A 12,251-nucleotide genomic window follows, 5' to 3' on the forward strand; every position below is an offset into this window, starting at 1 on the left:
TTTCGAACTTTCGAACTTTCGAACTTTCGCACTTTCGAACTTTCGCACTCACGCACTTCGGTCCTACGTCCCCTCGATCTCCCGCTTGAGCCGGAGCAGCGCGTCCTCGGCGGTGACCAGCTCGGCGCGCGCCTCGTTGAGCTGCTCCTGCTGCACCTGCACGAAGCGGCGGTACGGGGCGATGGATTCGTTCACCTTCTCGGTGCTGTCCTGGATCGCCGCGTGCACCTGGCGGGTGAGGCTCTCGTCCAGGCGCTTGCGCAGCTCGGCCACCTTCTTGGCGAAGTCGGCCTTGGCCTGGCGCCGCTTGGCGGGGATCACGTAGAGCCCCGTGACCGCCATGGTGCTGGCCAGCAGGATCCCCGTGAAATCGGCCAGCGACCCCGAGACCAGCGCGGTGAGCAGCACGCCCAGGCCGATCCCCGCGCCGGCCGCCAGCGTGGCCCCGCCGGCGCCGCGCACCTCCTCGGCCAGGCGCTGGGCCTCGGCCTCGCGGTTGTAGGTGCTCACCACCTCGTGCGCCGTGCGGCCGATGGAGTCCAGCAGCGCCTGCCGGTTGTAGCTGAACCCCGCGCCCACCTCGCCGATCATCCCTTCGCGGTGCCGGGCGATCTTGCGCCGCTCGATGTAGGCGCCCAGGTCCTGCCAGAGCCGGAGGTTGCGCTCCACGATCCAGTCCACGATGCGCCCCACCTCCTCGTCGATGTGGCGCGGCGTCTCGCCGATCACCTCGCGCTCGAAGTCGCGGCGGATCTGGTCGGAGCGCATCAGCCGGCGGATGTTGCCCGTGCGGATGTTCTCGTCGAAGAAGCGCATCCCGCGCAGCTCCATGTCGTTGAGCATGGCGTCCAGGCGCCCCAGCCGCGGCCCGAAGTCCTTCAGCATCTCCTGGTGGTAGGCGGCCAGCTGCGTGTCGATGTTCTGCAGCGTGGCCACGTCGTCGGCCAGCAGCTTGAGCCGCTCGAAGGCCGTCTCCTTGTAGCGGCCCGCCAGGCGCAGGCCCACGTTGAGCGGGTTGAGCAGCTTGAGCCGCACGCGCTCCTGCTGGTCGAGGGTGTTGACCAGGTAGTGGTCCACCGCCGCGAAGCCGCTCTTCTCCCACCCCACCTCGTCGCCCGCCTGCCGCGCCGCCATCGCCAGCCGCGCCGAGACGGGGAACACCTCGGGCGTCTCGCCCAGGAGGCTCGTGGCGTTCTCGCGCACGTAGCCGATCACCTGCTCGCGGTCGGCGGGGTTCTCCAGCAGGTCGATCTTGTTGATCACCATCACGATCTTCTTCCCCCACTGCCGGATCTGCTCCAGGAAGGCGCGCTCGCTCTCGGTGAAGGGCCGGTCGGCCGAGGTGACGAAGAGCACCAGGTCGGAGCGGGGGACGAAGTCGCGGGTGAGCTCCTCGTGCTCGCGGATCACCGCGTTGGTGCCGGGCGTGTCCACGATGCTGAGGTCGGCCAGGAGCGGAGCCGGGTGGGTGCGCTCCAGCAGGTACGCCTCCAGCATCTGCTCGCCGGCCTCGGCGCCCTGCTTGAGGAGGTTGATGCGGTCCGTCGTCGGCGTCACCCCCTCGGGGAGCACGCGGTCGCCCAGCAGGGCGTTGATGAACGAGGACTTCCCCGAGTTGAACTCGCCGGCGATCACCAGCATGAAGAGCCCGGCGAGCTGCTCGCGCGCCTGGCGGAAGTGGCGGAGGTCGTCTTCCTCGATGTCGGGCCCGAAGCGCCCGAGCGCGGTGGAGAGCCGGTCGAGCAGCTCGGTCTCGCGCGCCCTGAGCTCCGCCTCGCGCTCGCTCAAGATGCGGTTGCGCCGGAGCAGCCTGCCGATCAGCCCCCGCCGCTCGGGAGGAGGGGCGGCGGGCGGGCCCGCGGGCCCCGCGGGTTGGGCGCCACCGGCTGGCTCGGCCATCGTCGCACGCTCCTGGTCGGGTCCGTATGAGGGTCAAGCGGCGACCCTTCCGCAAGGCCTGCGCCGAAGCTGGACGGCGATTCGCCCACCGCCAGGGATTTCCTCGCCTCGACCCCCTCTCCTGCCCCCCACGCGCGGCGCTCGCTCTCCACGCCGCACCTGCGAAGTGCGCCGAAGGAGCCCGCGCAGGCGGGCTTTTTGCCGTTGTCGCCGCGGGCTCACCCGCCCCGGGCGAGAGATTTCAGCCAGCGCGTAAACTTGTGATTCACAACGACTTACGGGATCTGCGACACCTTTTTGTAGCAGCCTCTCGGCGGCACGCGACCTGCATCACGGGACGGGTCCCAGCGCATGAGTTAAGACGATGGCACTGAAAAACTTCCGAGACGAACGAGGGAACGAGTGGCGAGTGTGGGACGTGGTCCCGCAGCGCCTGCAGGGCAGACCCGAGCGGCGCAGCGCCGAGCGGCGTCGGGGCGGCGTGCACGCCTATTCGGGGCCGGAGCGCAGGAGCGGGACCGACCGCCGCAGCGGGACCGTCGTGGGGCTCTCCGCCAGCCTGGGCATGGGCTGGCTCTGCTTCGAGAACGGGGAGGAGAAGCGGCGCCTGACCCCGATCCCCGCCGGGTGGGACGAGGCGGGCGACGGCGAACTGGCCGGCCTGCTGGAGCGCGCCCGGCCCGTCTCGCGGCGGCTGGACTGCGACACGCCGGCCTGAGCGCCGGCCCGCCGGGGACCGGTCCCGGTCCCCGGCCGCGCCGATAGACCCCCGAGCTAGTCCGACTGCTCGCCCCTGCGGGGCACCGCCTGGAAGTTGCGGGCGTGGTGCTCCATCTCGTCCAGCACCTTCTCGGGCGCCACGTCGCGCGCCAGCTCCTTCAGCTCCGGGTCGCGCGACTCCTCGATCTGCAGCCGCCTGGCGATCTCGGTGACGAGCTGCACCAGGCGCGTCACCTCGTGCTCGGCCAGCAGGCTCACCTGCAGGTCCAGGTCGGCGCGCTTGTCGGCCAGCGCCTGCATGCGGTTCTGGCTGATCAGCACGAAGGTGGAGAGGAAGATCGCCTCCACCGAGGCCGCCATCGCCAGCACCACGAACGAAGGGTCGAAGCGCCTGAGCGGCGTCCACCCCAGGTTGATCACGATCCACCCCCCGAAGAGCAGGAGGTGCAGGTAGACGAAGCGCATGCTCCCGGTGAAGCGGGTGATGCGGTCCGCCAGCCTGTCCTGGAGGCTCTTCTCGCGCTCGTCCTGCTGCCGCCGGGCCAGGAGCGCCTTGATGTTGCGCTCCACCACGCTGGCCAGCCGGGGGGAGAGGCGGGGATCGCCGCGCTTGTCCTGCAACATGCTTCTCTCGCGCTCGCCCGCTCCCGGGCCGTCAGGGGTGGATGAAGCTCCGCCGTGCGGACCGTGCACTTCCCGTTCCGCGGCATCTGCTCCGGAGTTTCCAGGCCGATGGCGTGCAACGGGTTGCGAGGGTTGCAGGCGGCTGAAGCCGCGGCAACAACGGCGGAAAGCCTCGCAAACCGCGCGAGGCTTCGACTGCGCCACCCCCTACTTGCTCGAAATCCAGTGTCGCGCCCGGTGCCGGGGTGTTTCCCCTCTCCCGCGGTCCGGGTCGTGAGGAACGAACGACCGGGATGCGCGGGGGAGAGGGTCACCGCTCGCGCAGGTACTCGTGGATGAGCTGCACGGCCATGGAGCCCTCGCCCACGGCGGCGCCCACGCGCTTGGCCGAGCCCGCGCGCACGTCGCCGGCGGCGAACACGCCGGGGAGGCTGGTCTCCAGCACGAACGGCTCGCGCTCCTCCAGCGTCCAGCGGCCCGCGCGCAGCAGCCGGGAGCCGGTGAGCAGGTAGCCCTCCTCGTCGCGCGCCAGCACCCCCTCCAGCCACTCCGTCTCGGGCGCCGCCCCGATGAACACGAAGAGCGCCTCGGTGGGGATCTCCTCCGTCTCCCCCGTCTTCACGTCCTTCACGGTGATCGAGGAGAGGCGTCCCCGCCCCCCCGCGGCGCACACGGTGCACCCCAGGCGGGTGCGCACGTTGGGGGTGGCCTCCAGGCGCTCCACCAGGTACTGCGACATCTTCTCGGCGATCGACTCCTCCATCGCCACCAGGGTGACGGACTTCGCGTAGCGGGCCAGGAGCATGGCCGCCTGCCCCGCGGAGTTGCCGGCGCCCAGCAGGTAGACGTCGCGCCCGCGCACGGCGGCCGCCTCGGCCGCGGCGGCGCCGTAGTAGATCCCCGCGCCCACCAGCTCGCCGCACCCCGGCGCGTCCAGCGTGCGCCAGTTGACGCCGGTGGCCAGCAGCGCGGCGTGGCAGGCGGGCTCGCGCCCGTCGTCGAGCCCCACCACGCGGTAGGCGCCGTCTGCCCGGAGCGAGGTGGCCGCGCGGGTGACCACGATCTCCACCCCGAACTTCTCGGCCTGCTCCACCGCGCGCCGGGCCAGCTCGCCGCCGGGGAGCCCCTCGGGAAAGCCCAGGTAGTTCTCGATGCGCGCGCTCTGCCCCGCCTGCCCGCCGGCCGCCCGCCGCTCCACGATCAGCGTGCGCAGCCCGTCGGAGGCGCCGTACACGGCCGCCGCCAGCCCCGCCGGCCCGCCGCCCACGATCACCAGGTCGTAGAAGGGCAGGTCGGCCACGGTGTCGAGCCCGATCCGCCGCGCCAGCTCGTCGTCGGAGGGGTCCTGCAGGGTGCCGCCGTCGGGGAAGACCAGGAGCGGGAGGCGCGCGTCCGGGCCGGCCTCGTCCCGCAGGCGGCGGCCGACGTCGCTCTCGCCGGGGTCGGTCCAGAGGTAGGGGACGCGGTTGCGCGCCAGGAACTCCTTGACCTCGTGCGTGCGCGGGTGCCAGCGGTGCCCCACCACGCGCACGGGGGCGGCGCGCTCCGTCATTCCCCCTACCGCTCCTGCGCCTGGCGCGAGTGCCCGGCGTCGCCGCCCGGCTTTTCGACCACGGTGCCGTCGGGGAGGACCGGCCGGGTGCGCTTGAGGTCGAAGCCGTAGCCCTCGGCCAGCACGTGCACCGTCGAGTCGGTGACCGCCAGGGTGTCGGTGTCGCCGGCCTCGGGGGCGCTGGAGTGCGTCACCCGGCCGTTGAACACCATCACCGCGCCCTCGCCCAGGACGCGGAAGCCCTCGCCGGGGACCACGTCGATGGCGGTGTTCTCGTCGATGCCGATCCCCAGCACCTGCGGGTTGTGGGCGAAGATGGTGAGCAGGCGGCTGGGCCGTCCGCGCTGGTTGAAGTGGGTGTCGACCACGGTGTCGCGCCAGTAGCCGAGCCCCGGCGCCAGCGAGACGTCGGCGCGGCGCACGGTGCCGCGCTCGCTGCCGCCGATGATCATCACGCTGCTCATGGCGGCCGCCCCCGCGCTGGTGCCGGCCACCACCAGCCCGTCGCCGTAGAGCCGCTCGCGGATGCGCTCGCAGAAGCGGGTGCCCGCCATCAGCGCGGTGAGGCGGAGCTGGTCGCCGCCGGTGAAGAAGACGGCCGTGGCGCGGTCCACCTTCTCCACCATCTCCTCCGTCTCGCCCTGGTTGCGGTCGGTGATCGGCGCGGCCAGCACCTCGGCCACGCCGAGCTTCTCGAACAGCTTTCCGTAGACGTCCACCTTGCGCTCCGGCTCCTCCGACGGCGAGGAGCAGATCAGGATGCGCGCGCCCTTCCCGCCGGCCATCTCCACCAGGTGGGGGAGGATGCACATGTCCTTCTCGTCGGGGTCTTCCGCGCCGCCGATCACCAGCAGGTGCCCCGCCCTGCCGTTCGATTTCGCATCCGCCATATGCCGTCTTTCCCGTGTGGACCGTGCTTTCCACGGCGGTCAGTCTCAAACATCACGCCAGCCGCGAGGCAGAGCCGGCGCGCGACGCGGCGTGTGCGCGCGGATGGCGGGGCTTTTGCGAGGCCCGGCCTTGCTCCGGAACGCGGATTCACAGCAGCGGAGGGCAGCATGGTGCAGGCAGGCGGCGGCAATCCGAGCGACGGCGAGGCCGCGCGCGACGCGGCGGCGATGGGCACGGCCGGGATCAGCCGCGAGACGGGCACCGGCAGCGCGGGCTCGGGGCTGGCGGCGGGCGGCGGGCGCGACCTGGGCCACACCGCGCACGCGGCGACCACCGGGCCCACGACGGACCAGGCGGAGGACCTGGCCGACGCGGTGGGCCCCTCGTCGGCCGGGTTCGGCGGAACGGGGACGGCGGGGAGCGGGCTGGGCGCCGCGTCGGCCACGGGCGTCCCCCCGGCCGGCTCGGCCACCGGCGCGTCGGGCGGCCCCTCGTCGGCCGCGGCGGGAGGCGGGTCGTCCGCGCCGGGCGCCACGGGGGCGCAGTCCAGCGGGGGATCGGAAGCCGGGGGCGGCGGCGGTCTCGGCCGCGCCTGAAGCCGTCCTGGACCGAAAAAGCCTCACACGGAGTCAACGGAGGGAACTTCAGGCGGTTCTCCGTTGACTCCGTGTGAGATTTACAGTTCAGGCTCCCGGTCCACGCAGGAGCCTGGGTCAGCCGAAGGGGGTGACGGGGAGGCCGGGGACGGCGGCGCGGAGGCGGAAGAGGTCGCCGGAGTCGAAGGCGGCCTCGATCTCGTCCTCGCTCATCCCGACCGAGGCGGAGGTGACGTACAGGTCGCGGAGGTCCGCCCCGCCGAACGCGCAGCTCGTCGGCCGGGGGACGGGAAAGGGGACGCGGTGCGTCTCGCGGCCGTCCGGGGCGTAGCGCACCACGCAGCCGCCCGCGAAGCGCGCCGACCAGACGCCGCCCTCCGCGTCCACCGCCAGCCCGTCGGGGAACCCCTCATCCCCCCGCAGGTCGGCGAAGACGCGGCGGCGCGAGATCGTTCCCGCGTCCGCGTCGAAGTCGTAGGCGTAGATCTTTTGCGCGGGCGAATCGGTGAGGTAGAAGGTGCCGCCGTCCGGGCTCCAGCCGAGCCCGTTGGAGACGGTGAGCCCCGTCTCCATGCGCTCGACCCGGCCGTTGGGATCGACGCGGTAGAGCGCGGCTCCGCCCTCCTCCTTCGCCATGCTCCCCACCCAGAAGCGGCCGCGCGCGTCGCAGGCGCCGTCGTTCAGCCGGTTCCCAGGCCGCCCCGCCTCCACCTCCGCCAGCGGCTCCAGCGCGCCGGTGGCCGGGTCGAGCAGGGCCAGGCGGCGGCGCAGGCCCACCAGCAGCCGCCCGTTGCGCGCGGGCCAGGCGCAGCCGGCCACCTCGCCCGCGTCCCACGCCTCGTCACGCCCGGCCGCGGGGTCGAAGCGGTGGACGCGGTGGTCGTAGATGTCCACCCACAACAGCGTGCCGGTGGCGGCGTCCCACACCGGCCCCTCGCCCAGGCGCGCCCGCGCCCGCAGCACCCGCTCGACCTTCACCACAGTTGCATTCAGAGACATTGAAACGCGCTGTCATCCTGAGGGCGCACCCGCCGAAGCCGCGTCTGCACAGGAGTTTGTGCGCCCGAAGATCTATGGGTGGCGACCGCGCCGACAGCCACCATTCGCGTAGGGACTGGCCATAGATCCTTCGTCGCCGCCGTGGTATTCGTCACTCTGACAGTTCCGCGCGGCGGCTCCTCAGGATGACAGCATTGGGAGTCGAGGCGCATTCTACAGCGCGCGCTCCACCATCCGGACACTCTCGCACTCTCGCACTCTCGCACTCACGCACTCTCGCACTTTCGCACTTCTCACCCGAGATACACCTCCGTCCTCCCCCGCCCGAAATCGTGCTCGGCGGCCACGCGGGCGATGGCGCGGGCGATCTTCTCGCCGCCGATGGACGAGGGCTCGATCGGGTTGGCGTAGTCGGCTGGGTCGCAGCACACCGCGCGCAGGTCGATCACCGGCAGCCCGTGGTCGAAGGCGGCGCGCAGGATGGCGTCGTTGAACACGATGAGCCCCGTCTGCGCCAGGCGCTGGGTGAGCGGGTCGCCCAGGTTGCCGTTGTAGATGGTGCAGAGCGTGGTCGGGAGGCCGAGGCCGAGCACCGCGCCCAGCATCTCCCGGTAGCCGCGCTCGAAGCCCTCGGCCAGGTTCGCCAGGCGCCCCAGCACCTGCGCCGACGAGCTCGCCTTCTCGTCCAGGATCCCCACCTGTCCCAGCGCGTCGTTGCCGCCCGCGCTCACGACCAGGTGCGTGGCGTCGCGCGGGACCGAGCGCAGCTGCGCGGGGACGCTGGCGGTGACGGCGCCGTCGACCGCCGCCAGCACCGCGCGCCACCCGTCCGGGAGCGCATCCTGGAGCTGCGCCGCCACGTGCGGCCCCCCGCCCGTGTACGCCGCGTTGTCGAAGATCGAGTCGCCCAGCAGGACGACCGTGCCGCGAGGCTGGCTCATCTCAAGCGTTCCAATCAGATCCGCCGCACGCACGGATTTGCCGTTGAACTGAAGCCTCGCGGGGTTTGCGAGGCTTCCTACCGTTGTTGCTGCGGCGCTGCGGCTTCAGCCGCCCGGCCGGTGGCATTCCCGGCACTCACCCCCCCGTCTCGTGGTGCGGCGCGTGGACCGGCTTGGACTCGGGCGAGCCGCGCTGCCGCAGCCAGATGGAGAACACGACGATGGCGAGCACGGCCAGGAACTCGCTCTGCCAGTTCTGGAAGCTCTCGAACCAGAAGCGCGGCTCGCCCAGGTACTGCCCGAGCGACACCGGCTGCCCGCCGTGCTCCACCTGCTCCTGGCTGAAGTCCGCCGCCCCCGCGGCCGCGTGCCCCAGGAAGGTGGCCGCGAAGAGGAGGAAGAACACCAGGCTCAGCGAGCTCTCGTAGACCTTGAGCACCACGCCGCCGCGGCGCACCGGCCAAGGCGCGTCGGGGTCGTCCCGGTGCTTGCGCGGGTCCTCGTCGTGCTCGTCCTCCCCGCCGCTCTCCTCCTTCGGCTTCTTCGACTCCGACGAGCCCTTCTGCACCAGGAAGGCGGTGAGGAAGATGAACATCGCCATCTGGAGGAACTCCGACTCCCAGTTCTCGAACGTGGCCTCCAGGAAGTTCCCCGACCGCAGGTACTGCGCGACGCCGATCTCCGGCTCGCCGTGGTCCCTCTGCTCCTGGTTGTGCGCCTTGTAACCGGCGACGCCCTGCCCCACCATCGCCAGCAGGAACAGCAGGGCGGCCACGATGCTCAGGCTGCTGTTGCGTAGCTTGCGTGACATGTGCGCGTCCGTCCGCGAGTGGCTTTGCGGGGCGGAAAACCCGTGCGCCCCGTGCGTTTTCGCGGCGCGCAAACGCGCAATGCGTGCCAGCGCCTCAATGTCTAAGGTTTGTCAAAGCAGTCTCACCCGGGTCAACGAAGTAGACGGAGAACATGAATGGGTCTCCGTCCACTCCATTAACTCCGTGTGAAACATTCAGTTATGCTTCCTCTTCCTGCTCCTCCCCGCCGTTCTTCCTCCCCTTCAGGCGGATCTCGCGGTTGCTGTCTTCCAGGAAGCTCTCCTCGCGCACCAGGTCGCCGTCCCGGACCATGGGGATGCCGTTGGAGAAGACGTGCACGATCTCCAGCGAGTCCTCCTCCAGCACCAGCACGTCGCCCATCATCCCCTTGCCGAGCTGCCCCTTGTTCTTGAGCCGGAGGATCTGCGCCGTGTTGCGCGTGACCAGCGCCAGCACCTGCTCGGGCGGGAAGCAGTGGTCGCGGATGCAGCTGCGCACCTGCTCCCACAGCACGCGCGGGCTGGTGACCGAGGCGTCGGACGAGACGGTGAGCCGCTCCGGCGGGCCGCCGTGGTCGAGGTAGAAGCGGAGCCACTTCGGCAGGTCCTCCTCCACCACGTCGATGTCCACCGGCATCCCCTTCTTCGCCAAGTCGGCCGCCTCCTCCATCAGTTCCTCGCTGCGCGCCACGTGGGTGGGGTAGAACCACCCGGGCTCCACGCTGAAGCCGTCCAGCGCCTCGCGCAGGGGCTTCAGCCGCCCCTCGCCCTCGCCCACGTGCAGGTGCAGCAGCCCGGCCTTGCGCGAGAGCATCCCGCCCACGTGGCAGTCGGCGGCGATGCGCGCCAGCTCGCGCGGCGACGGGTCCAGCCCGCGGTGGTCGGAGATCGCCACCTCGCCCGCGCCCAGCACCTCCTCGATGAACATGATGTCGTCGCGCACCGACTCCATGATCGAGGTGGGCGGCACGTTGTAGCCGCCCGTCCAGGCGAAGGCGTTCAGGCCGTCCTCCTTGAGCGCCTTCACCTTGGCCAGGAGCCCCGCCATCGTCTTCATCGTGGTGTCGACGCCCAGCACCCCCACCACGGTGGTGATGCCGAAGCGCACGATCTCGCCGATGAAGAACTCGGGCGTCTGCGTGCTGAATCCGCTCTCGCCGCTGCCGCCCAGCAGGTGGATGTGCGGGTCGATGAGCCCCGGCGCCACGATGCACCCCGAGGCGTCGATCACCCGGCACTCCACGTCCAGCGCCTCCACCGCCTCGCGGTCCACCTCGCCCACCTTGGCGATCCGGCCGTCGGTGAGCAGGACCGACCGCTTCCCCAGCGGCTCCGGCCCGTAGACCTCGCCGTTCTCGATCAGCGTCAGCACGCCGTTTCCCCTCGCGTCGGGTTCTGTCGGTTCGCTCCACCCCTGGACGACGGACTGCAAACCGCGTGTCCGGGCGTGTCCCTCCGCTGCGCTCCGGGCCGGGCTGCGCGCGCCGTAGGGCACGATACGACCGTGCCCAACGGCGCCGGGCCCGCGTCGGCCGACACTGCCCGGCCGCCACGGTTCCGGCCCTGTCGGGCGCGCATCCCTCACGCACACTCCGCCGGCCCTCGACGGCTCGCGGGGCGCACCGGCTCGTTCCGGCGCGCCCCGCGGCGCAAGAGAGAGTGCGGATGCGGCCGGGCGGACGGGGTACGGCTTCGGTTACCCCTGCGTACTGCCCACGGACTGAGCCCCGCCCGCCCGGCCGCGAAGGCACAAAGGCAAGCCGTGTACGCGCTTATGTAACACCAGGGCGGAGATTTCCCGGATCTGTCTCGCGGGGACAGCCCGCGCTCCTCACGGCGAAGGTGTCCTGGCGCCGGGAACACCGCGTGCCAGGGTCGCCCCGTTCCCCCGGCCGCGAAGCGCAGCTCATTTCCCCCGAGGAGCGACGTTTGGAAAGCGGAATCCGCGAGACGCTCGCGATCCTCAACGAGCGGCCGGCCAAGCTGGAGACGATGAACGCGGCGTGCGCGGCGGTGCGGCGCTGCCTGGACGGCGCGCCGGGCGACTGCCCGCCGGAGCTGCGCGCCTGGCTGGAGGACGTGCGCGACGGCCTGAGCATCGACGGCGCGCCGCTCACCCGCTCCGCCGTGGTGGTGCGCATCGCCGACGCGCAGACCGCGCTCCGGGCGGCCCTGGCGATGGCGGAGGGGAGAGATCCCACGCTTTTCGAGGGCTCCGCGCCGGGCGGGTGAACCCGCGGCAACAACGGCGAGAAGCCTGCCTGCGCAGGCTGGTTCGGCGCGGGGGCCGCCTTCGGGCGCGACAGGCGGGCTCGCTCCGGTGATCCGTAGGGGCGAGGCCTGCCTCGACCGGCGGGTGCCGGCTCATGCGCCGCAGGGCGGCCGCCTGCGCCGGGGCCACCTATCTTCGGACTCGCAGGCTCGCCCCTACGGAACACCTCGCGCCGACGGGGAACGGTGCGCCCCTCCGCCTGATGTCCGGGCGGAGGGGCGCGTGCGTTGTAAACCGGGGCGAGACGGGTTACGCCTGGCCGGCCTTGAGCAGCCCGGTGTCGAGGGCCAGGCGCACCAGCTCGGAGCGGTGGCTGAGTCCCAGCTTCTGCATCAGGCGGGCGCGGTAGGTGTCGACGGTCTTGGGGGAGAGGAAGAGCTTCTTGCCGATCTCGCCCGAGCTGTACCCTTCCGCCGTGAGCGCCAGCACCTCGCGCTCGCGCTCGGAGAGCTTCTCCAGCGGGCTCGCCTGGCCCTTCTCCTCGGCCGCGCGGTAGGTGCGCAGCAGGAGGCGCGTGGCGCTGGGGTACAGGAACACCTCGTCGCGGGCCACCGCGCGGATGGCGCGGATCAGGTCCTCGTCCGCGCTGGTCTTGCGCACGTAGCCGCTGCCGCCGGCCTCCAGCACGGGAAGGAGGAACTCCTCCTCGGCCTGCGAGGTGAGCACCAGCACCTTCACCCCCGTCCCCAGCGCGGCGATCTGGCGGGTGGCCTCCAGCCCGCCGATCCCCGGCATCGCCAGGTCCATCACCACCACGTCGGGGCGGAGGGAGCGCACCCGCTCGATCCCCTCCTCGCCGGTGGAGGCCTCGCCGACCACCTCCAGGTCGGGCTCCAGCGCCAGCAGCGCCTCCAGGCCGCTGCGCAGCACCGGGTGGTCGTCGACGAGCACGATGCGGATCTTGTCGGGCATAGGGGTCCTCTGGCGATTGGGAGCGGGACGGGAA

Annotated in this window: 12 protein-coding genes; 3 read left to right on the forward strand and 9 right to left on the reverse strand. The window is 71.7% G+C overall.

The window, feature by feature from the left end; translation table 11 throughout:
• Positions 1-63 precede the first annotated feature (63 nt).
• On the reverse strand, positions 64-1,899 hold the full coding sequence (locus tag VF746_19505) for a dynamin family protein (protein ID HEX8694620.1): 1,836 nt from the start codon (positions 1,897-1,899) through the stop codon (positions 64-66).
• Between the two features lie 409 nt (positions 1,900-2,308).
• On the opposite strand from VF746_19505, the gene VF746_19510 reads away from it, so the two are divergent.
• On the forward strand, positions 2,309-2,617 hold the full coding sequence (locus tag VF746_19510; protein ID HEX8694621.1) for a hypothetical protein: 309 nt from the start codon (positions 2,309-2,311) through the stop codon (positions 2,615-2,617).
• A 56-nt stretch (positions 2,618-2,673) separates the two neighbouring features.
• Here the strand turns inward: VF746_19510 and VF746_19515 are convergent, their stop codons facing one another.
• The 3 genes from VF746_19515 to VF746_19525 all read right to left on the reverse strand — a co-directional run bounded on the left by VF746_19515 (position 2,674) and on the right by VF746_19525 (position 5,685).
• On the reverse strand, positions 2,674-3,243 hold the full coding sequence (locus VF746_19515) for a DUF1003 domain-containing protein (GenBank protein ID HEX8694622.1): 570 nt from the start codon (positions 3,241-3,243) through the stop codon (positions 2,674-2,676).
• Between the two features lie 310 nt (positions 3,244-3,553).
• A complete protein-coding gene (locus VF746_19520; GenBank protein ID HEX8694623.1) occupies positions 3,554-4,795 on the reverse strand; it encodes an FAD-dependent oxidoreductase in 1,242 nt (413 codons plus the stop codon).
• 5 nt (positions 4,796-4,800) lie between these two features.
• Complete coding sequence (locus tag VF746_19525) at positions 4,801-5,685, reverse strand: cyanophycinase (protein HEX8694624.1); 885 nt, start codon at positions 5,683-5,685, stop codon at positions 4,801-4,803.
• Between the two features lie 168 nt (positions 5,686-5,853).
• Here VF746_19525 and VF746_19530 point away from each other — a divergent pair, with 168 nt between their 5' ends.
• A complete protein-coding gene (locus VF746_19530) occupies positions 5,854-6,282 on the forward strand; it encodes a hypothetical protein (GenBank protein HEX8694625.1) in 429 nt (142 codons plus the stop codon).
• Positions 6,283-6,399: 117 nt separating this feature from the next.
• On the opposite strand, the gene VF746_19535 is transcribed toward VF746_19530, so the two are convergent.
• The 4 genes from VF746_19535 to VF746_19550 form a co-directional block, all read right to left on the reverse strand.
• Positions 6,400-7,260, reverse strand: coding sequence for an SMP-30/gluconolactonase/LRE family protein (locus VF746_19535; protein ID HEX8694626.1), 861 nt, complete (start codon positions 7,258-7,260; stop codon positions 6,400-6,402).
• A gap of 314 nt (positions 7,261-7,574) precedes the next feature.
• A complete protein-coding gene (locus VF746_19540) occupies positions 7,575-8,222 on the reverse strand; it encodes an SGNH/GDSL hydrolase family protein (protein ID HEX8694627.1) in 648 nt (215 codons plus the stop codon).
• A gap of 136 nt (positions 8,223-8,358) precedes the next feature.
• Positions 8,359-9,033 (reverse strand): DUF6766 family protein, encoded by a 675-nt coding sequence (locus VF746_19545; GenBank protein HEX8694628.1) that lies wholly within the window; start codon positions 9,031-9,033, stop codon positions 8,359-8,361.
• 199 nt (positions 9,034-9,232) lie between these two features.
• Positions 9,233-10,405 carry an amidohydrolase family protein gene (locus tag VF746_19550; GenBank protein HEX8694629.1) on the reverse strand — a complete coding sequence of 391 codons (1,173 nt, stop codon included), beginning with the start codon at positions 10,403-10,405 and terminating at the stop codon, positions 9,233-9,235.
• Positions 10,406-10,962: 557 nt separating this feature from the next.
• On the opposite strand from VF746_19550, the gene VF746_19555 reads away from it, so the two are divergent.
• The gene (locus VF746_19555; GenBank protein HEX8694630.1) at positions 10,963-11,265 is read left to right on the forward strand and encodes a hypothetical protein; all 303 of its coding nucleotides are present in this window, start codon (positions 10,963-10,965) and stop codon (positions 11,263-11,265) included.
• 289 nt (positions 11,266-11,554) lie between these two features.
• On the opposite strand, the gene VF746_19560 is transcribed toward VF746_19555, so the two are convergent.
• Positions 11,555-12,217, reverse strand: a complete 663-nt coding sequence (locus VF746_19560; GenBank protein ID HEX8694631.1) for a response regulator transcription factor — start codon at positions 12,215-12,217, stop codon at positions 11,555-11,557.
• Positions 12,218-12,251 lie beyond the last annotated feature (34 nt).

The sequence above is a fragment of the Longimicrobium sp. genome (assembly GCA_036389795.1).
GTDB lineage: Bacteria > Gemmatimonadota > Gemmatimonadetes > Longimicrobiales > Longimicrobiaceae > Longimicrobium.